Here is a 23,970-nt window from a genome sequence, read left to right as displayed (position 1 = left end):
CGGGTATCGGCGGCCGTTCGCGCTCGTCATCGGCTTCGCGCCGCATACGATATCGATATGCGCAAAACTTCGTTGGATCGTCCTGAACCGGATGGTTACATGCCCTCACTCTTTTCGACTGACTGAAGCTGGGGGACGCATGAAGGTTTCGGGGTACGACGCGCGCGGCGCATGGCGGCGCGTGCTGGGCACGGTGGCGGCGCTCGCCGCCGCATGGGGCTTGTCGACGGGCGGCGCGCTCGCGGCCGGCGTGTCGGGCGAGCCGGTGGTGATCGGCGTGAGCGGGCCGCTGACGGGCCAGGACGCGCAATACGGCGAGCAGTGGAAGCGCGGCTTCGATCTCGCGCTCGACGAGATCAACGGCAGCGGCGGCATTCACGGCCGGCCGCTCGCGATCGACTTCCAGGACAGCCGCAGCGACCCGCGCCAGGCGGTGGCGATCGCGCAGAAGTTCGTCGCCGATCCGCGCATCGCGATCGAGCTCGGCGATTTTTCCAGCGCGACGTCGATGGCCGCATCGCCGATCTACCAGCGCGGGCAACTGGTGCAGTTCGGCTTCACGAATTCGCATCCGGATTTCACGAAGGGCGGCGATTATCTGTGGAGCACCGCGCTGAGCCAGGCCGAGGAGCAGCCGCTGCTCGCCCGCTACGCGGTGAAGGAACTCGGTTTCAAGCGGATCGCGGTGCTGTACCTGAACACCGACTGGGGCCGCACCAGCAAGGACATCTTCGCGAAGGCGGTGACGGGGCTCGGCGCGCAGGTCGTCGCGGCCGAAGGCTACCAGCCGGCGGAGAAGGATTTCCGCTCGACGCTCGTGCGGATCGGCGCATCGAAGCCCGATTCGATCGTGCTGATTTCCTACTACGCGGACGGCGCGCAGATCGTGCGCCAGGCGCGCACGTCGGGCGTCGCGCTGCCGATCGCGGCGGTGGGCTCCGTGTATTCGCCGAAGTTCCTCGAACTGGGCGGCACGGCCGTCGAAGGCGTCTATACGGAATCGAACTTCTTCCCGGCCGAGCCGCGCCCCGAGGTGCAGGCGTTCGTGCAGCGCTATCGCGCGAAATTCCACGCCGATCCCGATTCGTTCGTCGCGCGTGCGTACGATGCGCTGATCCTGTCGGCGGAAGTGCTGCGCCGCTACGGCACGACGCGCCAGGCCGCGCACGACGGCTTCGCGAAGATCAGCGACGTGCCGAGCGTGATCTTCGGCAAGGTGCGTTTCGATCCGCAGACGCGCCGCGTCGCGGGCGCACGCACCGTGTACTTGGTCGTGAAGCAGGGGCAGTGGGCGCTGTGGGACGGCGCGAAGCCGCAGCTCGCGGCGCGCTGAACCCGACATGAACCGCCTGCACCTGACGGACGCATCGTGATGGCTTCCTGGCTCGACTACACGCTCAACGGCCTCATCGTCGGCAACATCTACGCGCTGCTCGCGGTCGGGCTCGCGCTGATCTTCGGCGTGTCGCACCTGATCAACTTCGCGCACGGCTCGGTGTACATGGTCGGCGCGTTCATCGGCTGGCTGTGCCTGACGCGCTTCGGGCTGCCGCTGCCGGTCGCGCTCGCGGCGGTCGTCGTCGGCTGCGGTGCGCTCGGCATCGCGATCGAGCGGATCGGGCTGCGGCCGCTGCGCCATGCCGCGCGCATCGCGCCGCTGCTCGCGACGATCGGCATCAGCTTCATCCTCGATCAGCTCGCGCAGCTCGCGTTCGGCGCGGACCCGCGCGCGGTGCCGACGCCGCTGCCCGACTGGCACCTGCGGATCGCCGGCGCGACGCTCGGCTCGCTCGACCTGCTGATCGCGGGCATCGGCATCGCGGCGGCCGCGCTGCTGTACGGCTTCCTGCGCTTCACGCGGCTCGGCTGGGCCGTGCGGGCGACCGCGCAGGATCGCGACGCGGCGTTGCAGATGGGCGTCGACGTCGATCGCGTGAACCAGACCGTATTCGCGATCGCGTGCGCACTCGGCGGCGTGAGCGGGCTGCTGGTCGGCATGTACTACAACAGCATCGATCCGGCAATGGGCTTTCAGGCGACGCTGAAGGGCGTCGTCGCGCTGCTGATCGGCGGGCTCGGCAACGTGCCCGGCGCGATCGCCGGCAGCTTGCTGCTCGGTCTCGTCGAAAGCTACGGCGTCGCGCTGTTCGGCACCAGCTACCGCGACCTGTTCGCGTTCGGGCTGCTGATCGTGTTCCTCGTGTGGCGGCCGAACGGCTTGTTCAGCGCGAACCGCGCGTTGCCGCCCGAACCGATGACGGGCACCTTCCTCGCCGCCGCGAAAGCCGTGCGCGTGCCGCGCCCGGTGCTCGTCGCGCTGATCGCGGCGGCGGCCGTGCTGCCGTGGCTCGGTGCATCGCCTTACGTGCTGCAGACGCTGACCAACGCGTGGCTGTACGGGCTGCTCGCGCTGAGCCTCACGCTCGTCGCGGGCACGGTCGGGCAGATCTCGCTTGGCCACGCCGCGCTGCTCGTGATCGGTGCGTATGCGTCGGCGCTGCTGTCGTCGGATCTCGGCTGGTCGCCGGCCGTGACGATTCCGTGCGCGGGTGTGATCACCGCCGTGCTCGGCACGCTGCTCGTCTATCCGGCGTTCCGGCTGCGTGGGCACTACGTGTCGATCGCGACGCTCGGCATCGGCGAAGTGGTGAGCCTCGTGATCCTGAACTGGGATGGCCTCACGCGCGGCCCGCTCGGCATCACCGGCATCGCGCCGCTGCCGTGGGCGACGACCGCGCGCGCCGCGTACTGGTTCACGTTCGCGGTGCTCGTCGTGTCTGCGCTCGTGCAGGTGCGGCTGCTGCGCTCGCATCTGGGCCGCACGCTGCGCGCGGTGCGCGAGGACGACGTCGCCGCGCGCGCGCACGGCATCGCGCCGAACCGCTACAAGGCGATCGCGTTCGCGGTCGGCGGCGTCGCGGCGGGCGTGAGCGGCGGGATCGCCGCGCATCTGTACAGCTACATCAATCACCAGACCTTCGACTCGCAGGTGTCGATCCTCGCGCTGACGATGGTGATCCTCGGCGGGCTCGGCAACGTGCTCGGCGGTATCGTCGGCGCGATCGCGCTGATCGGGTTGCCCGAGCTGTTCCGCTGGGCGGCCGATTACCGGATGCTGATCTACGGCCTCGTGCTGCTGCTGCTCGTTCGTTTCCGGCCACAGGGCCTGCTCGGCACGGTGTGAGGAGGAATGCGATGACGACGACTCGACCCCTGCTCGACGTGCAGGGCCTGACGCGCCGCTTCGACGGCGTGACCGCGCTCGACGGCGCGAGCCTGACGCTCGCCGACGGCGAACTGCTCAGCGTGATCGGCCCGAACGGCGCGGGCAAATCGACGCTGTTCAACCTGATCGCGGGCGCCGACCGGCCCGATGCCGGCCGCGTGACGTTCGACGGCCGCGACATCACCGGCACCGCGCCCGAACGGCTCGCGGCGCTCGGCATCGCGCGCACGTTCCAGCACGGCCGTGTATTCGGCAACCTGAGCGTGCTCGACAACGTGCTGATCGGCGCACATGCGCGGCTGCGTGCGGCGCGGCCGGGCTGGCCGGCGCTCGGCGCGGCGGCCGAAGTGCTGCGCGCGCTCGTGCGGCCCGCGTCGGTGCGGCGCGAGGAAGCCGCTTTGCGTGAAGAAGCGCGCGACATCATTGCCGGCTTCGGCGAACGGCTTACGCCGCGCATCGATCATCCGGCGCACAGCCTGTCGTACGCGAACCGGCGGCGCGTGGAGATCGGTCGCGCGCTCGCGCTGCATCCGCGCCTGCTATTGCTCGACGAGCCGACGGCCGGGATGAACGAGACGGAGACGGCCGAGATGCTCCAACTGATCCAGTCGCTGAAGGCACGCGGACTGACGATCCTGCTGATCGAGCACAAGCTCGAACTCGTGATGCGCGTGTCCGACCGCGTGATGGTGCTCGATAACGGCGTGAAGATCGCCGAAGGCGCGCCGCGCGACGTGCGGCACGATCCGTGCGTGATCGAGGCCTATCTCGGTCGCCGCCACGCGGGCGGTGCGCCGGCGGACCATACCACGCAGGCGGCCGCATGACCGTGCAATCTTCCGTGCCTGATACGACCATGACCGACGCGCTGCTGAAACTCGAACACCTCGACACGTTCTACGGGCCCGTGCAGGTGCACTTCGACGTGAACTTCGAAGTCGCCCGTGGGCAGATCGTCAGCCTGCTCGGCGGCAACGCGAGCGGCAAGTCGACGACGATGAAGCTGATTCTCGGGCTGATGCGTCCGCGCCGCGGCGTCGTGCGTTTCGACGGCGACGACGTGACCGCGCTCGCGACGCCGCAGCGCGTGCGGCGCGGGATCGCGGCCGTGCCCGAAGCGCGGCGGCTGTTCGGCGACATGAGCGTGCGCGAGAACCTGTTGATGGGCGCGTACACGCGCGGCGATCGCGCGGCGGTGGCCGAGGACTATGAGCGCGTGCTGGACCTGTTTCCGCGTGTGCGAGAACGATTGACGCAACGTGCGGGCACGTTGTCGGGCGGCGAGCAACAGATGCTTGCGATGGCGCGCGCACTGATGGCGCGGCCGAAACTGATATGCATGGACGAGCCGACGATGGGGCTGTCGCCGCTCTACGTCGACAAGGTGCTCGAACTGATCGACGCGATCAACACGCAAGGGGTGACGGTGTTCATGGTCGAGCAGAACGCGAGCCTCGCGCTGGAAATCGCGCACTACGGGTACGTGCTGCAGACGGGGCGTGTGGTGCTGGAAGGGCCCGCGAAAACGCTGCTCGACGACGAGCGCGTGCGCGATGCGTATCTCGGTGGGGAGGCGGTGGCGGCGTAGGGGCGCGAGCTCCACGCGCCCGCCGCGCGCCTTCATCACTTTTTGCACGATCGCGGGATCGAGGCCCGACACCGTGTGCCGCTCGCTGCCGTCGGCGCGATCCGCATGCACGGCTGCAATGCGGCGTCCCAATGCTCGCGCGGACTGCGATGACCATTGTCGGTGGCGATCAGCGTCACGGCATCGTCGGCGGTGCTCGAGGTCTCGACCGACACGAAGTTGTCGTCCGCATGCCCGTGCAGCAGCACGTTCGACCGCGTTGCCTGTTATCGGGCAGCCATGCTCACCACGCAAATAACAGCAGGGTCAGAAGTTCCACGGAAGGCAGCGTGACGACGAGAAACAAAACGATCATCGATCGGTTCCGCTTATCCGATACTGCGAGTGCGATTGCCAGTAGTACCGTTGCGAGCCATCCAGCAAGGCAGTAGAAGGACGATCGTACGACGAGGGACCATTCCCCAGGGCCGTCGAGAAAGTCGATGTCTGGCCAAGCCCGTCGCCTGAGCCAGCCGGCGGTTGCAATCAGCAGCACTTGCACGAGCCCGAGGGTGATGTATCGGACGATCATTGATCTGTGCGCTTCGGATAGTGATTTTCTTTCGCCAATCGCTTCGATTTTTCGAGGACGGCCAACAATTCGGCCGGCGTCACAGGCGTCGGGAGCCAGCGTGGATCATGGGCGAGAATGCCGATCGATTCAAGTACGTCGGCCACGTTGGACGAGCAACTGTTGTCGAAGACACTATAAGTGCTGGAATGGGGGCGTGTGATTTTGAACGCTCGATCAACGGCGACACGTCGTTCGAGCTCCTTCCTGATCTTCTCTTTTTCAGCAGGCGAAAGTCTCACGACCAGACCGAGGTTATCCCGCCATAAATTTCCGCCGGTTCTTATCGAACCGTTTGCCAGCGACACGATTCCGCCATGCAGGTAGGTACTCTTGTCGATCTTGACGTATTCTTCATGGGCGCGGCTATACACGATTCCGTCAATTTCGATTGCCACGTGACCCCATTGAGAACCTCGACTGCGCAAGCGTGAATCGCTGACGATTACTTCGACGCCTGTCGTGTCAGTGATCACCTTCTTGATGGCTTTGTCCGTGGCTGGCGTAGTCTCCTTAACTGCGATAAGTCGATATTTCACGCCATCCGGAGCAATGTGCGTCCGATTTCCCATGGTCATCCCGCTACGTACAGTTTGATTCGTTCTGGCTGCTGTCCGGATTCGATCTGGCGTGTGCGTCCAAAATGATCTGTTGTGCCGTACAGGAGGCTGCCGTTTTCGAACTGCATGGCATATGCAGTATGAGACAGGATCACTCCGGTCGGATCGTAGAGCACGAATCGGTCATCGAACGATTCCGTGCCCACGAAAGACGAACTTGCGTCCGTAGAGGCTGCCGTGTCCGCGAGATCCGACGGGTGTCGGCTCGATTGCAGAAAAATGCCGGGGTCGCTGCCGACAAGGACGCGGTTAGCCCCGCAAGGGCACATCACGATGTCTCCATCGACGACGACATTGCGCCCTTTTTCCGAGATACCCTTCCCGGTAGCGACTATCTTGAATGCACCCTTGCAAGTGCCGCAGGTTGCTTTTTCTCCATCCAGTGCAACTTTTTTCTTGCCGTCATAGATGGTGGAGGCGTGAGCGATGACCGATCCGCGAGTGGTAGTCGGATCGCCGTCACGTACGGCTGCCTTACGCATGATCAAAACCTCGGTGTCGTCAATGTTGAGACGGTGGCGCTGTGTTTGAGCGTTTGTCACGCGCTCATCCGCCAACGCGAATTGGCGTCAACATGATGTCGGTTGGAAACGACGACACGCAATAAGACAGATTCGAATATTTCGTTCAGATCGCCATGATTTCAGACTTGTTTAGGGAATTATCTGGAGCGGTGCCTGAAATCGAGAGTCGCATTGCAACGCTGCTGGGCAACTTCAGACGCGTGTACGTTTGGAAGATCCACCCGCATTTGCGCCGCCATCTATTCCCGTACCACGCGGAAACGTCAACACCACCGCGAACCCGCCCGCCTCGGGAAACGCGAACCCGACGCGCCCGCCGTGCGCCTTCATCACTTCCTGCACGATCGCGAGCCCGAGGCCGGACCCCGTGCGCCGTTCGCTGCCGTCCGGCGCGATCCGCACGAACGGCTGCAGCGCCGCGTCCCAGTGCTCGCGCGGTATCCCGCGCCCGTTGTCGGTGACGGTCAGCGTCACCGCCTGATCCGCGTTGCCGGTGGTCGCGACCGACACGACGATGTCGTCCGCATGGCCGTGCAGCAACGCGTTGTGCAGCACGTTCGACAGCGCTTCCTGAAGACTGATCGCATCGCCGTCGATCCACGCATGCGGCGCGTCGCTCGCGAACGCAACGGCCACGTCGCGTTCGCCGGCGAGCGGAATCGTGCGGCCCAGCACTTCTTTCGCGAGCGCGACGAGGTCGACCGGTTGCAGCGGCACGGCCTCGGTGCGATGAATCACCATCGCATGATTGAGCAACTGCCCGGTGAGCCGGCCGACGTCCGACGAGGTCGCACGCAACGCATCGAGCCGCGCCGCGTGACGCGCGGGATCGGATTCGCCGTCGAGCAGCTCGATCTGCGCGTCGAGCCGCGCGAGCGGCGTGCGCATCTGGTGCGCGGCGTCGGCGATGAAGCGTTGCATCGCGTTGATCCGCTCGGCGAGCCGCCGCATCAACCCGTTGATCGACCCGATGATCGCGTCGATCTCACTCGGCGTATCGACGGCCACCGGCCGCAGGTCGGCCGGGTCGCGTGCGGCGATGATCGCGCCGATCCGCGCGAGCGGGCGCAGGCCGCGCCGAATCGCGAGGCCGCTCGCACCGATCGCGAGCACGCTCATCAGCAGGATCAGCGTCCACACCTTGATGCTCATGTCGTTCGTCAGTTGCTGGCGCGCATTGGTGGTCTGCGCAACCGTCACGAGCGCCCAGCCCGGCGTGCTTTCTTCCGGCATGTAGCGTGCGATCGTCGCGGTGCGGACCTGGTGCCCCTGGTAGACGGCGTTCGCGAACGCGGGGCCCTGCTTCGCGGCGGCGAGTGTCGCGGGGCTCGCGAGATCGTGATAGCCGGCCACGACGACGCCGCGCGAATCGACCACCTTGTAGTAGACGAGGTCGTAGCGCGACAGCGTCGACAGCGCGGCGACCGGCGGATTCAGCGCGAGCACGCCGCCTTGCACGTAGAGGTTTTCCGCGACCTGGATCGACGCGCCCGCCAGCAACTGGTCGTACGCGCGTTCGGCCGCGACGCCCGCGTAGTAGCGCGCGATCGCCGCGAGCGCGAGCGCGCCGGTCGCGACGACGAGCGCGATGAACAGCAGCGTGCGCCCGAACAGCGTCTTCGGGAACCAGTCAATGCGCGGCAATCTGATACCCCATCCCGCGTGCGGTGCGGATCTCGACCGAGCTGCCCTGCAGCTTCCTGCGCACGCGCGTCACGTATTGCTCGACCGCGTTCGCCGTGGGCTCGTTGCCGAAGCTGAACAACTGGTTCAGCAGTTCTTCCTTCGAGAAGGTGCGTTGCGGACGGCTCGCGAGGATTTCGAGCAGCGCGAACTCCTGACGCGACAGCGACAGCGGCCGGCCGTCGAGTTCCGCGAGGCGGCTGCTGCGGTCGATCACGAGGCCGCCGAGCGTCAGCACGTCGTTCGCGTGGCCGCTGTTGCGGCGCAAGAGCGCCTGCACGCGCGCGTCGAGCTCGCGGTAGTCGAACGGCTTCACGAGGTAGTCGTCGGCGCCGAGGCCGAGGCCGCTCACGCGGTCGTCGATCGCCGAGCGCGCGGTGACGAGCAGCACGGGCGTCGTGCTGCCGGCCGCGCGCAGGTTGCGCAGCACCGTGAAGCCGTCCATGCCGGGCAGGTTCGCATCGAGCACGACGAGATCGAAGCGCTCGACGCGCAGCAGCCCGTTCGCGGTCGAGCCGTCGGTTTCGAGATCGACGGCATGGCCGAGCCGCGCCAGGCGGCTGCGGATCGCCGCGCCGATTTCGGCATCGTCCTCCACGACGAGAATGCGCATAGTGCCGGTTGCAGGTAGGTGGATTAGGGGTTTTCCCGGGGACGGGATGTCAGCATTTTCTCAGACTCGCCCGATAACCTGTGTCGAGCCGGAAGCAGGATGCAAGGACGGCATTAATACCAGAAATATTCAAGGAGACGGCAACATGCAGCATGTCACGGGCACGACGAACGCGCGCCGCCGCGCCACGCCGGCCGGCGCGTCGCCGCTGGCCGTTCGCCGCGCGGCGGTGCGCGCATGACGACGTCGCCGCGCCGCCGCGCGTTGATCGCCGCCGGCCTCGGCGTGCTGGGCGCGCTCGGGGCCCCGGCGCTCGTGCGCGCGAAGCCGCGCACGGTGCGGATCTCGAAAGGCTATGGCGTGCTGTACCTGCCGCTGCTCGTGATGGAGAAGCAGCGGCTGTTCGAGCGGCATGCGGTGCGCCACGGCGTGCGCGACGTCGCGGTCGAATGGGTGCTGCTCGACGGCGGCAATTCCGTCAACGACGCGATGATGGCCGGCACGCTCGATTTCGCGGGCGCCGGCGCGCCGGGGTTCATCGAGCTGTGGGCGCGGGCGCGCGGCATTCCGAATGTCGAGGTGATCGGCATCAGCGGGCTGTCGACCACGTCGCTGTCGCTGAACGCGAACCGGCCGGGCCTCGTGTCGCTGCGCGATTTCACGCCGTCCGACCGGATCGCGGTGCCGGGCATCCGCACGTCGCTGTCGGCGGTCGTGCTGCAGATGGTCGCGAGCCGGCAGCTCGGCCCCACGCATTTCGCGCAGCTCGATTCGATCACCGTGAACCTGCCGCATCCGCAGGCGATGCAGGCGCTGATCCGCCGCGAGCACGGCGTGACCGCGCACTTCACGTCGCCGCCGTTCTCGACGCTCGAATTGCGGCAGCCGGGCATCCATCGCGTGGTGAGCTCGGTCGACGTGCTCGGGCCGATGACGCTCGACGTCGTGTTCGCGCCGAAGCGGCTCGTCGATGCGGAGCCCGCGTTGGCCGCGGCGTTTCTCGGCGCGCTCGACGAAGCGAACCGCCTGATCGCGCAGGACCCGCGCGCGGCGGCGGCGCTCTATGCGGCGTCGTCCGGCGTCGGCGTGTCGCACGACGACGTGATGCGCATGCTGGCCGCGCCCGACACGCGCTTCTCGGTGCGGCCGAACCAGCTGATGGACTACGTCGAATTCCTGTACCTCGCCGGCACGATCAAGGCGAAGCCGCGCGCGTGGCACGAGATGTTCGCGCCGATGCTCGACGACTACCGGTCGGGTTGAGCCACGCGGGCCGCGAGCCGATTCCATTCATCGAACCACGTGGCGCCGGCGCGCTCGTTCCGCGCGGCGCCGATTCAACCCGCCGATTCAACCGATACGCAACCGATTCACGAAGGAGCCTGAAGTGAACGCTACCGACACCCTGGACCCCGCGTCCGCCGAAGAACAGCGCATCATGTCGAAGATGGCGCGGCGCCTGCTGCCCATCCTCGTCGTGATGTTCCTGATCGCGTTCATCGACCGGCAGAACGTCGGTTTCGCGAAACTGCAGATGGTGCACAGCCTCGGGATGACGGAAGCCGCGTTCGGGCTCGCGTCGTCGCTGTTCTTCATCGGCTACCTGCTGTTCGAGGTGCCGAGCACGCTCGCGCTGCATCGTTACGGCGCACGCGTGTGGCTCGCGCGGATCATGCTGACCTGGGGGCTCATCACGGTGCTGATGGGCTTCACCACGTCGATGCCCGCGTTCTGCTCGCTGCGCTTCCTGCTCGGCATCGCCGAGGCCGGCTTCTATCCGGGCGTGATCTACTACCTGACGCTGTGGTTCCCGCAGAGCTACCGCGCGAAGGTGCTCGGCATCTTCACGCTCGGCAGCGCGCTCGCGAACATGCTCGGCTCGCTGGTCGGCGGCGTGTTGCTGAGCCTGAACGGCGTGTGGGGGCTCGCGGGCTGGCAGTGGGTGTTCGTCGCGACGGGCATTCCGGCCGTGATCGTCGCGATCGTCGTGTTCCGCGTGCTGCCCGCGTCGTTCCGCGAAGCGCCGTTCCTCGACGAACGCGAGAAGCAGATCGTCGCGGCCGCGCTGGAGCGCGAGAAGCCGGCGCAGGCCGAGCACGGGCAGCCGTGGAAGGCGCTGCTCGATCCGCGCGTGATGCTGTTCGCGGCGACCTACATGCTGATGTCGACGTCGCTGTACGGCGTCACGTACTGGCTGCCGACGCTCGTGAAATCGTTCGGCGTGTCGAGCGCGACGAACGGCTTCCTGAGCATGCTGCCGTGGGCGCTCGCGGTGGTGCTGCTGGTGTGGCTGCCGGCGAAGCTGCGCCGCGCCAAGAGCATCCTGCGCACGATCGCGATCGTCGCGGCGCTCGGTGCGCTCGGCTTCCTGCTGAGCCTCGTGCTGCCGTCGACGCCGCTGCGCTTCATCGCGCTGGTGCTCGGCGGCGCGTGCATCCCGTTGCTGTATCCGTGCTTCTGGTCGATGCCGCCGCGTTACTTCACCGGCGCGCGGGCGGCCGCGAGCGTCGCGGCGATCAACTCGATCGGCAACCTCGGCGGCTTCTTCAGCCAGAACCTGATGCCGTTCGCGGGCAAGATGACGGGCACCGCGTTCGGGCCGATGATCGTGCCGATCGTGTGCCTCGCGCTGCTCGGCGTCGGCGCGCTGGTCGCGTGGACGCGCTCGGAGCGGGGGATGGTGGCGGCGCGGGCGTGAGCGTTCCGTCGACAGCTCGACTAGAACGAACGGTCGACTGTCGTCGATTCGGGCCGATGTGCTACCATGTATTACATATGTAATGCATGGAGGGTGCGATGAAAACGGCCACGATGCCCGCGCTGCGAGTCGATCCGCAGTTGCGCGAGGAAGCGGAATCAGTTCTTGCGGAAAACGAGACGCTGTCTGCGTTCATGGAGTCGGCGTTGCGTGATGGCATCGCTCGGCGACGCTTGCAGCGCGAGTTCGTCGCACGAGGTTTGGCGTCTCGCGACGAGGCGCGACGCACGGGCGAATACATCGATGCCGTCGACGTTCAGCGCGAGCTCGAGTCCATGCTGAAAGCGGCTCGTTCGAAGAAGGCGGCGGATTGAGTTACCAAGTCAGATATACGCGTGCGGCGCGCGAAGACTTGGTGCGACTGTATCGATATCTCGTCGAACGTGATGAGGAAGCGGCAGCGAGGGCGTTGGAAGCGATCGAACGAGGTGTGGCCATGTTGCGATTGTTTCCGTTTACCTGCCGCAAGCTGGATGCGAGCAATCCCTTCCTGCGTGAACTCATCGTTTCCTTCGGCACGTCAGGCTATGTGCTCCTGTTCGAGATCGAAAGTGCAGAACAAGTCACGGTCTTGGCCGTTCGGCATCAGCGCGAAGAGGACTACCACTGACCCCTCGCGGCAGCATCCCGCTACCGTTGCTTTGACCGCTTCAGCCTTTCGTCCGCAACGCGCCGGGTCCTTCATGCACAATCGCCGCATGCACGGACGCCACCGGAATATCCACCTCCACCGTCGTGCCTTCGCCGAGTGTCGTCGCGATCCGCAGCGTGCCGCTGACCAGATACGCGCGCTCGCGCAACCCCACCAGCCCGAACGATGCCGACTTGCGCGGCACCGCGGGATCGAACCCCGCGCCGTCGTCGCGTATCGTCAGCGCGATCGCTTCGCCGCCGCACACGAGCTCGACGGCCGCGTTCGACGCGGCCGCGTGCCGGGCGACGTTCGCGAGCGCTTCCTGCGCGATGCGGAACACGGCCGTCGCATACGGCTCGTCGAGTTGCAGCTCGGGCGGCTCGACGTGCAGCGAACAGGCGATTCCGTGACGGTGCCGGAAATCCTCCACGAGCCATTGCATCGCCGCCGCGAAGCCGAGATCGTCGAGCATCAGCGGGCGCAGGTCGGACGCGATGCGGCGCGTCGCGGCCACCGCGCCGCGTGCGAGCGTATGCATCGCCGCGATCTTGCGTGCGAGCGACGCGTCGTCCTGCGGCACGCGGTCGATCAGCCATTCGAGGTCGTTCTTCAGCGCCGCGAGTGACTGCGCCAGTTCGTCGTGCAGTTCGCGCGCGATGCGGCGCTGCTCGGCTTCGCGCGCGCTGGCGCTGATCGCCGCGATCTCGCGCAGCTCCTCGCGCGACGCCTGCAGCGCCCGCTCGGCACGCACGCGCTCCTCGACTTCGCGCCGCAGGTCGCGGTTCGACGCGCTCAGTTGCGCGGTGCGCGCGGCGACGCGCTGTTCGAGCCGTTCGTTCGCGTCGTTCAGTTGCGCGCTTTTCTGCGCGACGAGCAGATGCTGGTAGCGGGCGCCGGCCAGTGCGCGCACCGTCTGCGCATGCAGCCGGCCGTTTTCGAACAGCATCGCGAACAGCACGACGCCCGACGCGACGAGACCGTACGCGCGCCCCGCATAGAAACCGAGATCGAAGCGCCCGTGGTTCAGCATCGACGACAGCGCGATGTCGAACAGCCACGCGACGAGCACCGTCATCACCCACAGGTCGAGCACGGAATGGCGCCGCCGCTGCCGCCACATCAGCATCAGCGCGACCAGGTTCAGCCCCCAGACGACCGTGATCGCGTTCGTCATCGTCGCGGTCATCCGGTTGCCGCTCATGATGCGCGGCAGCAGGTCGTGGCCGGCGGTCGCGAGCAGCGCGAGCGCGACCGTCGCGCCGCCTGCGGCCGCGATGCAGAGGACGACCGGAATCGCCGCGCGACGCTGCGGGGCCGGGACCGCACGGCCGCGCGAGGTCGCGCGCAGCAGTGCGTACGCGGCGACCGACAGCGGAAAGCCGCCATGCCAGAACAGGTACAGCCATGCGGTGGTCTGTTCGCCGGCGCCGAGCAGGCCGGTGGGCGCGAACAGGCCGGGGAAGGTCAGCATGTGCGTGCCGGCCATGAACGCCGTGAACAGATAACCGCCCGCCAGCACGAGCAGCGGCTTCTCGCGCAGGATCGCGTACTGGCCGAGCAGCAGGCCGGCCGTCACCATGTCGTTGACGACGATCGCCGACTGGTACACGGGAATGAACGCCCAGCCCGGCGCGAGCGGGATCGCTGCGAACGGCGCGAGCGCGGCGAAGATCACGGCCGAGACGAGCGCCGTCGCGAGCGCGAGCCGCCGCTCGCGTCGGCCCGGCGGCAGCGACGACATGAACAGGCGCGACGTATCCGGACCGTCGTCGTCCGACGGCGGCGGGGTGGGCGGGAGGGGGAAGGCGGCCGTCATGCGTCGTCGGTGCCGAGGTCGAGATCGTGGCGCACCGCGTAGCGGATCAGCGCGGCTTCGTGCGGCAGCGCCATCTTCTCGAGGATCCGCGTCTTGTACGTGCTGACCGTCTTCGCGCTCAGCGCGAGTTCGCACGCAATCTGCGTGACGGTCCGGCCCGTGACGATGCGGCGCATCACGTCGAGCTCGCGCGCGGACAGTCGCTCGTGCGGCAGGGCATGAGCCGGCGCCCGCAACGTGCGAGCGAGGCTTTCGGCCGCGGACGGGCTCACGTAGACGCCGCCCGCCGCCACCTTGCCGACGGCCTCGACGAGCTCGGCGGTTGCGCTGTCCTTCGTCAGATAGCCGATGGCGCCGGCCTTGAATGCGCGTGCCGCGTACTGTGTTTCCGCGTGCATCGTCAGCACGAGCGTGCGCAGCGACGGCGCCTGGCGCTTGACCAGCCGGATCAGCTCGATGCCGGTGGGGGCGGGCATCGACAGGTCGAGCAGCAGCACGTCGGCGGCGGCGCGCTCGGCCAGCGCGAGCGTGCCCGAGCCGTCGCTCGCCTCGCCGACGATCTCGAAACCGCCGGCCGTTTCCAGGATGTGACGCAGTCCGTCCCGCATGACTGCGTGATCGTCAGCCAGAATTACCCTGATCATCTTCCAGCGGTCCTCTTCGGGATGACGCCGCGCGCTGCTGTCGTTGCTGTCCGGGTGTTGCCGCGGCCGTTCTTCTGACCAATATATGCCCCCGAACCCGAAAACGGTACTCGTTCGCGAAATTTTCAGGATGGTGGGTCGCGAAATGCCCACCGACACGAAATAATTCACGCGGAATGGCACGGCCCCAGCCCGGGCGAATCAGGGTATTCCCGGAGGGATCGTGACGTCCGACGCGGCCCGGCGCGCCGTCGCCGCAACCGCCCCGCGAACCGTGCCGAATCGGGACTAAACTGGTGCGCGATGCCACTGCGCGAACCGGGGAGCCCGCGATGATCGACCTGGCCGATATCCTGCCGTCCGCGCTGCCCGCCGCGCTCGCCTGGGCCGAAGCCGAGGCGGCGAGCGGGCTCGCGCGGGGCGCGCCGCTGACGCCGGCGCAAGCCGACGATGCGCGCGCGGTGGGCGTCGTGCAGCCGGACCTCATTCGCGTGGTGGCGGTCGATCGCATGCCGTTTCCCGATACGCCAACGCTTGCCGAGATCGCCCGCGAGGCCGGGCTGCTGTCGCCCGGGACGATCGGCCTCACGCTCGGTCATGCGGTGTACGTGCTGCGCGGGCACGACACGCGCCGCCTGCTGACCCATGAATTCCGTCACGTACATCAATACGAGGCCGCCGGCTCGATCGGCGCGTTTCTTGCGCGCTACCTGCGCGAGATCGCGACGGTCGGCTACCACGATGCGCCGCTCGAGGCCGACGCGCGGCAGCACGAGTTCGATTGAGCCGCAACCCTGCCCCCTGAACCCCGCCGGCGGCGCGAGCGTGTACATGTTGCGATGAACGTATCCAATGCCCCTGCCGGCCCGGCGTTCGCACACCGGGCCGCCCCGCTCGGGAGTGTGCGATGAGCGACACGATCCATGCGTGGATCGGCGCGATCGGCGCGCATCCGCTGCTCGTGCTGGCCATCGTATTCGTGGCCGCGTGCGCCGAGGCGATCGCGCTGATCGGCACGGTCGTGCCGGCCGGCGCCGTGATGTTCGCGGCCGGCGCGCTGATCGGCGCGGGCGCGCTCGATGCATGGGCGACGATCGGCGTCGCGGCCGTCGGCGCGGTGATCGGCGACGGGATCAGCTACGAACTCGGGCGACGTTACCGCGGGATGATCCGCAACGCATGGGTGCGCTTCGGCTACGCGAGCGCGTACGCGCGCGGCGAGGAATTCGTGTTGCGTCACGGCATCAAGAGCATCGTGCTCGCGCGCTTTCTCGCGCCGGTGCGGGCGGTGGTGCCGGTCGTCGTCGGCTGCGCGACGCTGCCGCGCCGGTCGTTCTATCCGGTCAACGTGATCTCGGCACTCGTGTGGGCGCCCGTGCACGTCGCGCCCGGCATTCTGTTCGGCGCATCGGCCGCACTGGCCGCGGCGATCAGCGTGCGGGTCGCCGCCATCCTGCTGGTCGTGGCCGCGCTGGTCGCGCTGGTATGGATCGGCGTGCGCGTCGCGCTGCGGCGCGGCTGGCCGCTGCTGCGCCGTGCGCTCGCCGACGCCGTGCACGCAGGCGCGCACCGCTGGCCGCGGGTCGGCGCGCGATTGCACGGCGCGATCGCCCGCTTGCGCGCGTTGCCGGGCGCGGTGCCCGTGCTCGCGCTGCTGTTCATCGGCTGCGTGTGGCTGTTCGCGGGAATCGTGCGGGACGTCGTCGCGAACGACCCGCTGATGCATGCGGACATCGCGCTGTACGCGTTCCTGCAGAACCTGCGCACGCCGCCCGTCGACGCCGCGATGAGCGCGCTCGCCGTGCTGCACGGGCACGACACAGGGCTGATCGTTGCGGCCGCGTTTCTCGTCTGGCTGATGATCCATCGCTGCTGGCTGACGGCTGCATGGTGGCTCGCGACGGTCGGCGTCGCCGTCGTGCTCGTGCCGGTGTTCGGCGCGAGCGTGCCCGGCGCGACGCCGGCGAGCCTGCCGCCCGGCGCGCCGCACGTGCCGCTGCCCGATGCCGACGCCGCGTTCGCGATCCTCGCGAGCAGCGGCCTCGGCTGGGTGCTGACGCGCGACCGGCCCGCGCCGTGGCGCATTCCGGTCGTGACGGCGGTCGTGCTGTGGATCGTGCTCGGCGGTTTTGCGCGGCTGTACGTGGGCGATACCTGGTTGTCGGGTTTGCTGGGCGGCTGGAGCCTCGGGCTCGCGTGGTTCGCGTTGCTCGCCGGCGCCTACGCGTACTGGCGCGTGCGCGAGCACGTGCAGCCGAGAGGCGCGCTCGTCGCGATGGTGGTCGTGCTTGCGACGGCCGGCGTATGGACGGTTCCCGCGCAATGGCAGATCGATCGCGCATCGCGCCCGCATGCCGGCGACGTGGTCGCGATGACGGTCGACCAGTGGCGGCGCGGCGGGTGGCAGCGCGTGCCGACGCGGCGCACCGAGATCGGCGGCGACCGCGAGGAGTATCTGCCGCTGCAATGGAGCGTGACGTCGGACACGCTCGACCGCCATCTCGCGCAGACCGGCTGGCAGCGTGCGACGCCGTGGTCGCCGGCCACCGCGCTGCGCTGGCTGTTGCCGCAGGCGCCGGCCGACGCGCTGCCGGTGCTGCCGCGCTATACGCACGGCGAAAGCACGCGGCGCGTGTTCGTCCGCGTCGATCCGGCCCACCCGGACAGCCGCTTCGTGCTGCGGCTGTGGCGTTATCCGTACGTGCTGCAGGACGCGCTCGGCATGCGCCCGCTGTGGTACGGCGCGCTGTATCGCGAGACGCTGCGCCGGCCGGCGCGGCTGATGACGTTCGTGCGTACGACGACGATCGACGATGCGGCGGCGATCGCGCAAGCTTTGGCGGTCGAGCCGACGATCGAGCATCGGCCGGCGGGGACGACCGCCGCGCCGGGCGAGATGCTGCTCGTATGGATGGTCAGGCCGTGAGCGGGCAGGCGTGACGTGCGCCCGTTACGCGTGCGACGGCTGTGCGGGAACGACGGACAGGCGCAGGCCGACGGTCTTGAGCACCGCGAGCAGGGTCTTCAGCGTCGGGTTGCCGTTCGGGGACAGCGTGCGATACAGCGATTCGCGGCTGATGCCGGCCTCGGCCGCGACCGCGCCGAGCCCGCCGTACGCTTCCGCGACCGTGCGCAGCGCGAGCAGGCCGGCCGCGCGGTTGTCGGGATCGTCGAGCGACTCCATTGCGACGCGCAGATAGGCCACCGCGAGTTCGCGGTCGGCGCCGAGTTCGGCGACTTCCGCGTCGTGGTGCGATACCGCGCCTTTGAGCTTGTTCATGTTTGTCTCCGTTTCCAGTTCGACCAGTGTTCCTTCGCGCGCCTGATGTCGTCGGGTTGGCTACCCTTGTCGCCGCCGGACAACAGCGGGATCAGCGCACCGCCGTACCGGCCGAAGTACACGCGATAGCCGGCACCGACGTGGATGCGTAGTTCGATCACGCCTTCGCCGACCGGTTCGCAATCGCCGAAATTGCCGGTCTGCACGCGGCGCAGGCGTTCGCGAATCCGTGCCTGCGCAAGCTTGTCGCGCACGGCGTTCAGCCATTCGGTGAAAGGCTCGCGACCGTCGTCGCACTGATAGCGAAGCAGTTCGAACCTGAAAAGTATTGTAACTTATAAGCTACAAAAAAGGTGGCTGGAACGAGGCAATCCGTATCGCGGCGGCGTTGCGGCCGACACGCACGCGGCGTCTTCATGGCTCGAGGTTTCAGGCAGTGATGCCGGCTTCACGGACGAAGATCATTCTTTCATCCGGTTCGAAGCGTGGCGATTCGGCCGAATGGCCACGGTCGATGGTGTGATGAGGGGCGCGTATCGCAGCGCGGCATTGCGCGCCGGCGAGCGTCGATGAAACGCGGTACGATCGCTGGCCTGCCTGCCGACATCACCCGCACGAGAGAACCCGCATGATCACGATCCGCCCGATGACCGACGACGATTTCGCACGCTTCTGGCCAACCTACCGCGCCATCGTCGCTGCTCAGGAAACCTACGCATTCGATCCGGAGCCGACGCCGGAAGCGGCGCGCGCACAGTGGGTCGACGCGCCGCTCTGCACGTGGATTGCCGAGGAGGACGGCGTGCTGCTCGGCTCGTACTACCTGAAGGCGAACGCGGCCGGGCCGGGCAAGCACGTGTGCAACTGCGGCTACATGGTGAGCGAGGCCGCGCGCGGACGCGGCGTCGCGCGCCTGATGTGCGAACACTCGCAGCAGGTCGCGCGCGAGCGCGGTTTCCTCGCGATGCAGTTCAATTCGGTGGTCGCGACGAACGAGGTCGCGGTCGCGCTGTGGCAGAAGCTCGGATTCGAGATCGTCGGCCGGCTGCCGCGCGCATACCGTCACGCGCGGCTCGGCTTCGTCGACTGCTTCGTGATGTTCAAATGGCTCGGCGACGCGGCGGCCGCCGAAGCCTGAGCCGGCAATCGCCGCCGCGTCAGACGGCGAACGCGCCGTCGAACACGATCCGCTCGTCGAGCGCGAGCGTGCCGCGCGCGAAGATCAGGTCGAGATGGTGGCTGCCGTTTTCGCCGCCGCCGAGCCCGAGATGCAGCCCGGGGTGGCGTTCCTCGAACCCCGCGTTGCGGCCGTACAGCCCGCGAATCCCGAGGTTCGTGCCGATGCCGAATTCCTCGATCCGCCGGTGATTCGCGTGCCGGTCGAGATAGGTCGAGAAATCGCGGCGGAAGCCTGCGTCGTCGGTGTCGAAATCGACGATCGTGCTGTGCTCGACGTGCAGCGTCGCGAGCCGCTCGGCCACCTTGTACTTGATCGCGAACGGCACGGTGCCGAGAAACGTGCCGCTGAACACGACCGAGCCGTTCAGGTCGGTCACGTGCGTCGCGATCTCGCCGGGCACGACGTCGAGGTTGCCCATGCCGTCCACGCTCGTCCATTTCTGGTCCGGCGCGAGCGAGCCCGTCAGCGTGTTGCCGGCTTCGTCGATGAAGCGGATCTGCGACGCGCGCGCGGCCGCCTCGATCAGCCGGGCGTTGCGTGCGGCGATGTCGTCGAGCGATTCGGCGAACGCCTCGTCGAGATGCGGGCCGTAATCCTTGAATAAAACCGATTTGCTCCAGTGCTCGACGATCGCGGGGCGGATCGCGGCGAGGAACGGCGGCCCGCTCGGAGAAGGCGTCGGCAGGCACGACGAGTCGTACAGCAGCACGAACAGGTCGGCGTCGCCGAGTGCGGCGGCGATGTCGGCGGGTGGGGTGCTTTCGAGGCAGAGGGTGGTCGCGTCAAGCGAATCGGGCAGGGCGGAAAAGGCGCGCAACGCGATGTCGCGATTGCGGGCGTCGTAGCCGACCAGCAGTTTCCCCGATTCGCCGCGTGCTAGCTTGTCGCGCAGCGCCGGGTGAAAACCGAGCGCGCGGTGCAGGTTCAGCATGCGTATCTCCGGAAGCGGCGGAAGGGCCGCGGCCCTTCCGCGAGAACGGGTGGCCCGCTCAGACCGGCCAGAGCGCGGTGCCGAACGGCACCACGGCGTCCTCGACCATCATGTCGACGGCCTCGGGGTGCGTGTCTTCCTGCATCCAGTCAAGCAATTCGATCTGCTGGGTTTCCTGCATGTCAATTCTCCTGTGGTGAACATGAGTGATTCAACATGAAAGCGCGGAAAAAACAATCCCGCTCCTCGTTCGATATTTTGTGAATGCCGGACGAGTGGCGTCGATATTAGTCGGATGAATTTACGAAAGCAATGCGTTGCAAGGTTTTTAGCCGAAGCATGCTAAACAAGGGCGTTTGCGGTTCAAATATTGGAAAAACCGGATAAAACGACCGACGGATCACGCATCTTTTTTTAGTGAATCGAATTCGGATCGCCGAAATGAATTCGATCATTTTTAATTTGGATTCAATTGCCGGAATTGCTGCGTTTCATGTCATTGAAGAAAGCCGCATGCGAGCGTCATCCGAGCAACGCCTTGCCGATCGCCTTCGTCGGCTCGGAGCGCAGCACCAGCGAAGTCGTGACCGCGCCGAAGCGGGCAATCGCATCGATGAGGGTTTCGAGCTGGCCCGGTGTCGGCACCAGCACCTTCAGCAGAAAGCAATCCTCGCCGGTCATGCGATGGACTTCGATCACATGCGGCATCTCGGCAAACGTGCGCAGCGCCGGCTTGATGTGCTCGTGGGTCGTTTTCAGCCGGATGATGGCCATCATGCCCAAGCCCAGTGCCGCCGGATCGATCCGTGCGCCGTAGCCGGCGATGATGCCGCGTTCTTCCAGCCGCTTCACGCGCTCCGACGTCGCGGGCTGCGACAGCCCGATACGCCTGCCCACTTCCGACAGCGGCGTCCGCGCGTTCTCCTGCAGCGCTTCGAGGATCGCAAGATCCAGGCGATCGAGTGCTTCGTCCGGCATGACGGTCCTCCGTTACCGTTGATTCATCGGCATTCTGGCTCAATAACCGATGACTTGCCATTCCACGCCGATCGGCGCCCCGTCACACTGCGCGCTTTGCGTTGACGGAGGGCGTGATGGAGCAAGCGATCGTGATCGTGCCGGGTATCGGCAATTCGGGACCGGATCATTGGCAGAGCCACTGGGAGGCGGCGTTGCCCGGCGCCGCGCGCATCGCGCCGGCTTCGTGGGAGGCGCCCGACCTGGCCGACTGGACGGCGGCGCTGGACGCGGCCGTCGCGAACGCCGGGGCGCCGCCGCTCGTGGTTTGTCACTCGCTGGGTTGTCTGTTGTTCGCACATTGGCATGCCGCATCGGCGCGCGCGGTGCGCGGCGCGTTTCTCGTGGCCGTGCCCGACCCGCAAGGGCCGCGCTTTCCGGTTGCCGCCGCCGCGTTCGCGAACCTGCCGAAGCGTTCGTTCGGGCGCGTGCCGGTGCTGGCGATCGCGAGCGCGGACGATCCTTACGATCCATCCGGGCGCGCGCTCGAATGGGCAACGGAACAGGGCGCGACGCCGCTTCTGCTCGGCGCACGCGGCCATCTGAACGCGGCGTCCGGGTTGGGCGGATGGTCGGAAGGGCGCGCCCTGCTTGCGGCTTTTGCGGCCGGACTCGGGCGGTAGTGCGGGTCAGCGCCGGCCGACCTTCGGCTCATTCACGCCGTTGCGCCGGACCGACGGGAGCGGGCGCACCGGCCGTCGCGATTTTGCCGCGTGCGCGCGCCGGTTTCACGGCGGCTCCAGTATGATCGACCGATGGCGGCGGAAGCCCCGGAATCGAACAACGAAGGAGACACCCCCGATGCGTGCAGTGCCGCAACCGGAGCGTGCCGGCCGCTCGCGGCCGGACGCCGGCGCAACCGATCCCGGCCGCATGGCCGCATGGCGGCTCGCGATCGGTCTGTCGCTCGGCAGCGCGATCGCGCTTGGCCTCGCACGCTTTTCGTACGCGCTGCTGCTGCCGCCGATGAAGGCCGATCTCGGCTGGACGTTCGCGCAGGCCGGCGCGCTGAACACGGCAAACGCGGCCGGCTACCTGATCGGCGCGCTGGCATTCCCGCTGCTGTCGCGGCGCTGGCGCGCGGGCACGCTGCTCGCGGCCGGCTGCGCGTTGACCGCCGTGCTGATGGCCGCGGGCGGGCTCACGTCGGACATGCACGCGCTGCTGGCGCAGCGGCTGGCAACGGGTGTCGGCAGCGCATCGATCTTCATCAGCGGCGGCGTGCTGGCCGCGCGGCTCGCATCCGCGTCGCCGCGCGACGCGGGGCTGCTGCTCGGCCTCTATTACGGCGGCACGGGATGGGGCATCGTCGCGTCGTCGCTGCTCGTGCCGGCCACGCTCGTGTCGCGCATGCACGGCTGGCAACCTGCGTGGTTCGCGCTCGCGACGGCGTGCGTGCTGTTCTCGGCGGTGGCCGTGTCGGCTGCACGCCGCATCGAGCAGGCACATGCGGCACCGGTCACGCAGGCCGACGCCGACGGCGCGAAACCGGCGGTGACCGCGAGCCCGGCCCGCTTCGCGCTCGCGCTGGCCGGCTACGGCCTGTTCGGCGTCGGCTATATCGGCTACATGACGTTCATCGTCGCGCTGCTGCGCGGCGCGGGGATGAGCGGCACGGTGGTCGCCGCGTTCTACGTGATGCTCGGGATCGCGACCGTCGTGTCCGCGCGGTTGTGGTCGGGGTTGCTCGACCGGATGCGCGGCGGCCACGCGCTCGCCGTGCTCAATGCGCTGCTCGGCGTCGCGACGCTGATGCCCGCGCTGTTCGTGCATCCGGCTGCCGCGTTCGCGTCGGGCTTGCTGTTCGGCGCGACGTTCCTGTCGGCGGTCGCGTCGACGACGGCCTTCGTGCGGCACAACCTGCCGCCCGACGGCTGGGCGAAGGGCATCAGCGCGTTCACGACGGTCTTCGCATTCGGGCAGATCGCGGGGCCGGTCGCGATCGGGTGGGTGTCGGACAGCGCGGGCCTTGCGCGCGGGCTCGTGTATTCGGCGCTGACGCTGTTCGCGGGCGCCGCGCTCGCGGCCGGGCAGCGCGCGCTGCACAGCAGGTCCGCGTAGTCACGCGAACGTCACCGCACACACGCGGCGCGCGACACGCGATGAAATGCACGGCTGAAGTAGATGAGGCTGTCGCCGTCGTCGCGCACGCGAATCGACGTCGCCTCGATGAACATCACCGAGTGCGAGCCGACTTCCTTCATCTCGGCGATCGTGCCCTGCAGGCTCGCGAGCGCATCGCGCAGCACCGGCACGTCCTGTTCGCCGCGATCCCACACGGGTAACTGGAAGCGCTGTTCCATCGGCAGGTCGGTGAGCCCCGCGAAGTGTCGCGCGAGCAGTTCGTGCTCGGCCGGCAGCACGTTGATGCACACCTGACGGTTGCGCTCGAAGGTCGCGTGCATCGCGCTCGACCGGTTCAGGCACACGAGCAGCGTCGGCGGCGCATCGGTGACGGAACACACGGCGCTCGCGGTGATCCCGCAGCGGCCGTGCGGCCCCGCGGTGGTGATCACGTTGACGGCCGCACCGAGGTGGGCCATTGCCTGGCGGAAGGCCTTCTGCGCGTCGGTCGGTTCGACGCGCGGCGGTCGCTGGATATCGGTCGTGGAAGACATGGGCGCTCCTGATTGGACGAAAGCGGCGAACCGCGCGGCGCTGCGAGGGCAGCGCCGGATCGCCGACGATGACCCAAGCGTACGTCGCGAAAAGGCGGCCGACCATTCGCACGATTGACGATCGGGATGGCGTTCCTGCCAACGCGTCTAAAGGTTCTACCTAGACGCGTGCCGCCGCGTGCAAAAAAAGCCGCGATTGTGCGTTCGCGCGGCACGTCCAGGGGTTTG

25 protein-coding genes and 1 pseudogene are annotated in these 23,970 nt (G+C 67.7%); 13 read left to right on the top strand and 13 right to left on the bottom strand.

Annotated elements, in window-relative coordinates; translation table 11 throughout:
• The first annotated feature begins 139 nt into the window (after positions 1–139).
• The 4 genes from QZM15_RS17120 to QZM15_RS17105 are packed head-to-tail and all read left to right on the top strand — an operon-like array spanning position 140 to position 4,814.
• Complete coding sequence (locus tag QZM15_RS17120; protein WP_302106854.1) at positions 140–1,333, top strand: ABC transporter substrate-binding protein; 1,194 nt, start codon at positions 140–142, stop codon at positions 1,331–1,333.
• 39 nt (positions 1,334–1,372) lie between these two features.
• Complete coding sequence (locus QZM15_RS17115; RefSeq protein WP_302106853.1) at positions 1,373–3,184, top strand: ABC transporter permease; 1,812 nt, start codon at positions 1,373–1,375, stop codon at positions 3,182–3,184.
• 11 nt (positions 3,185–3,195) lie between these two features.
• A complete protein-coding gene (locus QZM15_RS17110) occupies positions 3,196–4,053 on the top strand; it encodes an ABC transporter ATP-binding protein (RefSeq protein WP_302106852.1) in 858 nt (285 codons plus the stop codon).
• Positions 4,050–4,814, top strand: a complete 765-nt coding sequence (locus tag QZM15_RS17105) for an ABC transporter ATP-binding protein (protein WP_059580051.1) — start codon at positions 4,050–4,052, stop codon at positions 4,812–4,814. The genes QZM15_RS17110 and QZM15_RS17105 overlap by 4 nt, the downstream gene beginning before the upstream one ends.
• A gap of 12 nt (positions 4,815–4,826) precedes the next feature.
• On the opposite strand, the pseudogene QZM15_RS17100 reads toward QZM15_RS17105, so the two are convergent.
• From QZM15_RS17100 to QZM15_RS17080, 5 genes and pseudogenes are all read right to left on the bottom strand, one after another.
• A pseudogene (locus tag QZM15_RS17100) lies at positions 4,827–5,059 on the bottom strand (sensor histidine kinase); the annotation flags it as partial.
• Between the two features lie 322 nt (positions 5,060–5,381).
• Positions 5,382–5,963, bottom strand: a complete 582-nt coding sequence (locus tag QZM15_RS17095; RefSeq protein WP_302106851.1) for a hypothetical protein — start codon at positions 5,961–5,963, stop codon at positions 5,382–5,384.
• A gap of 35 nt (positions 5,964–5,998) precedes the next feature.
• Positions 5,999–6,586, bottom strand: coding sequence for a PAAR domain-containing protein (locus QZM15_RS17090; protein ID WP_302106850.1), 588 nt, complete (start codon positions 6,584–6,586; stop codon positions 5,999–6,001).
• A gap of 174 nt (positions 6,587–6,760) precedes the next feature.
• Entirely contained in the window at positions 6,761–8,212 is a 1,452-nt protein-coding gene (locus QZM15_RS17085; RefSeq protein ID WP_302106849.1) for a sensor histidine kinase, read from the bottom strand.
• A complete protein-coding gene (locus QZM15_RS17080) occupies positions 8,199–8,864 on the bottom strand; it encodes a response regulator transcription factor (protein ID WP_302106848.1) in 666 nt (221 codons plus the stop codon). The genes QZM15_RS17085 and QZM15_RS17080 overlap by 14 nt, the downstream gene beginning before the upstream one ends.
• Before the next feature lie 237 nt (positions 8,865–9,101).
• On the opposite strand from QZM15_RS17080, the gene QZM15_RS17075 reads away from it, so the two are divergent.
• The 4 genes from QZM15_RS17075 (at position 9,102) to QZM15_RS17060 (ending at position 12,232) form a co-directional block, all read left to right on the top strand.
• Entirely contained in the window at positions 9,102–10,127 is a 1,026-nt protein-coding gene (locus QZM15_RS17075) for an ABC transporter substrate-binding protein (protein ID WP_302106847.1), read from the top strand.
• Positions 10,128–10,251: 124 nt separating this feature from the next.
• Positions 10,252–11,562, top strand: coding sequence for an MFS transporter (locus tag QZM15_RS17070; protein ID WP_059580063.1), 1,311 nt, complete (start codon positions 10,252–10,254; stop codon positions 11,560–11,562).
• Positions 11,563–11,660: 98 nt separating this feature from the next.
• A complete protein-coding gene (locus QZM15_RS17065) occupies positions 11,661–11,936 on the top strand; it encodes a YlcI/YnfO family protein (protein WP_302106846.1) in 276 nt (91 codons plus the stop codon).
• Positions 11,933–12,232 (top strand): type II toxin-antitoxin system RelE/ParE family toxin, encoded by a 300-nt coding sequence (locus tag QZM15_RS17060; RefSeq protein ID WP_059580066.1) that lies wholly within the window; start codon positions 11,933–11,935, stop codon positions 12,230–12,232. Before QZM15_RS17065 ends, QZM15_RS17060 begins: the two co-directional genes overlap by 4 nt.
• A gap of 40 nt (positions 12,233–12,272) precedes the next feature.
• Here QZM15_RS17060 and QZM15_RS17055 read toward each other — a convergent pair whose 3' ends face one another.
• Together QZM15_RS17055 and QZM15_RS17050 are read right to left on the bottom strand one after the other, a co-directional pair.
• Complete coding sequence (locus tag QZM15_RS17055) at positions 12,273–14,072, bottom strand: sensor histidine kinase (protein WP_302106845.1); 1,800 nt, start codon at positions 14,070–14,072, stop codon at positions 12,273–12,275.
• Positions 14,069–14,716, bottom strand: a complete 648-nt coding sequence (locus tag QZM15_RS17050; RefSeq protein WP_059580324.1) for a response regulator transcription factor — start codon at positions 14,714–14,716, stop codon at positions 14,069–14,071. The genes QZM15_RS17055 and QZM15_RS17050 overlap by 4 nt, the downstream gene beginning before the upstream one ends.
• A 332-nt stretch (positions 14,717–15,048) precedes the next feature.
• Here QZM15_RS17050 and QZM15_RS17045 point away from each other — a divergent pair, with 332 nt between their 5' ends.
• Both QZM15_RS17045 and QZM15_RS17040 read left to right on the top strand, forming a co-directional pair.
• Positions 15,049–15,501 (top strand): hypothetical protein, encoded by a 453-nt coding sequence (locus QZM15_RS17045; protein WP_099317114.1) that lies wholly within the window; start codon positions 15,049–15,051, stop codon positions 15,499–15,501.
• Positions 15,502–15,623: 122 nt separating this feature from the next.
• Entirely contained in the window at positions 15,624–17,642 is a 2,019-nt protein-coding gene (locus tag QZM15_RS17040) for an LssY C-terminal domain-containing protein (protein ID WP_302106844.1), read from the top strand.
• A 24-nt stretch (positions 17,643–17,666) separates the two neighbouring features.
• On the opposite strand, the gene QZM15_RS17035 is transcribed toward QZM15_RS17040, so the two are convergent.
• Together QZM15_RS17035 and QZM15_RS17030 are read right to left on the bottom strand one after the other, a co-directional pair.
• The gene (locus QZM15_RS17035; protein ID WP_006479699.1) at positions 17,667–17,996 is read right to left on the bottom strand and encodes a DNA-binding protein; all 330 of its coding nucleotides are present in this window, start codon (positions 17,994–17,996) and stop codon (positions 17,667–17,669) included.
• Entirely contained in the window at positions 17,993–18,325 is a 333-nt protein-coding gene (locus QZM15_RS17030) for a type II toxin-antitoxin system RelE/ParE family toxin (RefSeq protein ID WP_124863799.1), read from the bottom strand. The genes QZM15_RS17035 and QZM15_RS17030 overlap by 4 nt, the downstream gene beginning before the upstream one ends.
• 299 nt (positions 18,326–18,624) lie before the next feature.
• Between QZM15_RS17030 and QZM15_RS17025 the strand changes: the two genes are divergently transcribed.
• Complete coding sequence (locus tag QZM15_RS17025) at positions 18,625–19,134, top strand: GNAT family N-acetyltransferase (protein WP_302106843.1); 510 nt, start codon at positions 18,625–18,627, stop codon at positions 19,132–19,134.
• A gap of 19 nt (positions 19,135–19,153) precedes the next feature.
• On the opposite strand, the gene QZM15_RS17020 is transcribed toward QZM15_RS17025, so the two are convergent.
• The 3 genes from QZM15_RS17020 to QZM15_RS17010 all read right to left on the bottom strand — a co-directional run bounded on the left by QZM15_RS17020 (position 19,154) and on the right by QZM15_RS17010 (position 21,085).
• Positions 19,154–20,107, bottom strand: a complete 954-nt coding sequence (locus QZM15_RS17020) for a leucyl aminopeptidase (RefSeq protein ID WP_089465401.1) — start codon at positions 20,105–20,107, stop codon at positions 19,154–19,156.
• 58 nt (positions 20,108–20,165) lie between these two features.
• On the bottom strand, positions 20,166–20,288 hold the full coding sequence (locus QZM15_RS17015) for a hypothetical protein (RefSeq protein ID WP_006479692.1): 123 nt from the start codon (positions 20,286–20,288) through the stop codon (positions 20,166–20,168).
• A gap of 341 nt (positions 20,289–20,629) precedes the next feature.
• Positions 20,630–21,085 (bottom strand): Lrp/AsnC family transcriptional regulator, encoded by a 456-nt coding sequence (locus QZM15_RS17010; RefSeq protein WP_059580088.1) that lies wholly within the window; start codon positions 21,083–21,085, stop codon positions 20,630–20,632.
• Positions 21,086–21,201: 116 nt separating this feature from the next.
• On the opposite strand from QZM15_RS17010, the gene QZM15_RS17005 reads away from it, so the two are divergent.
• Complete coding sequence (locus tag QZM15_RS17005) at positions 21,202–21,747, top strand: alpha/beta hydrolase (RefSeq protein WP_059640318.1); 546 nt, start codon at positions 21,202–21,204, stop codon at positions 21,745–21,747.
• A 178-nt stretch (positions 21,748–21,925) separates the two neighbouring features.
• Complete coding sequence (locus tag QZM15_RS17000) at positions 21,926–23,185, top strand: YbfB/YjiJ family MFS transporter (RefSeq protein ID WP_302106842.1); 1,260 nt, start codon at positions 21,926–21,928, stop codon at positions 23,183–23,185.
• A gap of 11 nt (positions 23,186–23,196) precedes the next feature.
• On the opposite strand, the gene hpaC is transcribed toward QZM15_RS17000, so the two are convergent.
• Positions 23,197–23,742, bottom strand: a complete 546-nt coding sequence (hpaC, locus tag QZM15_RS16995) for a 4-hydroxyphenylacetate 3-monooxygenase, reductase component (protein WP_059580098.1) — start codon at positions 23,740–23,742, stop codon at positions 23,197–23,199.
• Positions 23,743–23,970: the final 228 nt, after the last annotated feature.

The sequence above is a fragment of the Burkholderia sp. AU44665 genome, from assembly GCF_030504405.1.
In the GTDB taxonomy this organism is placed as follows: Bacteria; Pseudomonadota; Gammaproteobacteria; order Burkholderiales; family Burkholderiaceae; genus Burkholderia; species Burkholderia semiarida.
The sequence above is the reverse complement of the archived record's forward strand: the minus strand, read 5'-3'. Positions and strand labels throughout refer to the sequence as shown.

Coding starts and splice junctions, on each gene's coding strand:
- QZM15_RS17115 (WP_302106853.1), top strand. CDS start 1,373: ATGGCTTCCTGGCTCGACTACACGCTCAACGGCCTCATCGTCGGCAAC.
- QZM15_RS17120 (WP_302106854.1), top strand. CDS start 140: ATGAAGGTTTCGGGGTACGACGCGCGCGGCGCATGGCGGCGCGTGCTG.
- QZM15_RS17055 (WP_302106845.1), bottom strand. CDS start 14,072: ATGACGGCCGCCTTCCCCCTCCCGCCCACCCCGCCGCCGTCGGACGAC.
- hpaC (WP_059580098.1), bottom strand. CDS start 23,742: ATGTCTTCCACGACCGATATCCAGCGACCGCCGCGCGTCGAACCGACC.
- QZM15_RS17005 (WP_059640318.1), top strand. CDS start 21,202: ATGGAGCAAGCGATCGTGATCGTGCCGGGTATCGGCAATTCGGGACCG.
- QZM15_RS17020 (WP_089465401.1), bottom strand. CDS start 20,107: ATGCTGAACCTGCACCGCGCGCTCGGTTTTCACCCGGCGCTGCGCGAC.
- QZM15_RS17065 (WP_302106846.1), top strand. CDS start 11,661: ATGAAAACGGCCACGATGCCCGCGCTGCGAGTCGATCCGCAGTTGCGC.
- QZM15_RS17000 (WP_302106842.1), top strand. CDS start 21,926: ATGCGTGCAGTGCCGCAACCGGAGCGTGCCGGCCGCTCGCGGCCGGAC.
- QZM15_RS17015 (WP_006479692.1), bottom strand. CDS start 20,288: ATGCAGGAAACCCAGCAGATCGAATTGCTTGACTGGATGCAGGAAGAC.
- QZM15_RS17050 (WP_059580324.1), bottom strand. CDS start 14,716: ATGATCAGGGTAATTCTGGCTGACGATCACGCAGTCATGCGGGACGGA.
- QZM15_RS17075 (WP_302106847.1), top strand. CDS start 9,102: ATGACGACGTCGCCGCGCCGCCGCGCGTTGATCGCCGCCGGCCTCGGC.
- QZM15_RS17080 (WP_302106848.1), bottom strand. CDS start 8,864: ATGCGCATTCTCGTCGTGGAGGACGATGCCGAAATCGGCGCGGCGATC.
- QZM15_RS17035 (WP_006479699.1), bottom strand. CDS start 17,996: ATGAACAAGCTCAAAGGCGCGGTATCGCACCACGACGCGGAAGTCGCC.
- QZM15_RS17110 (WP_302106852.1), top strand. CDS start 3,196: ATGACGACGACTCGACCCCTGCTCGACGTGCAGGGCCTGACGCGCCGC.
- QZM15_RS17025 (WP_302106843.1), top strand. CDS start 18,625: ATGATCACGATCCGCCCGATGACCGACGACGATTTCGCACGCTTCTGG.
- QZM15_RS17045 (WP_099317114.1), top strand. CDS start 15,049: ATGATCGACCTGGCCGATATCCTGCCGTCCGCGCTGCCCGCCGCGCTC.
- QZM15_RS17040 (WP_302106844.1), top strand. CDS start 15,624: ATGAGCGACACGATCCATGCGTGGATCGGCGCGATCGGCGCGCATCCG.
- QZM15_RS17010 (WP_059580088.1), bottom strand. CDS start 21,085: ATGCCGGACGAAGCACTCGATCGCCTGGATCTTGCGATCCTCGAAGCG.
- QZM15_RS17105 (WP_059580051.1), top strand. CDS start 4,050: ATGACCGTGCAATCTTCCGTGCCTGATACGACCATGACCGACGCGCTG.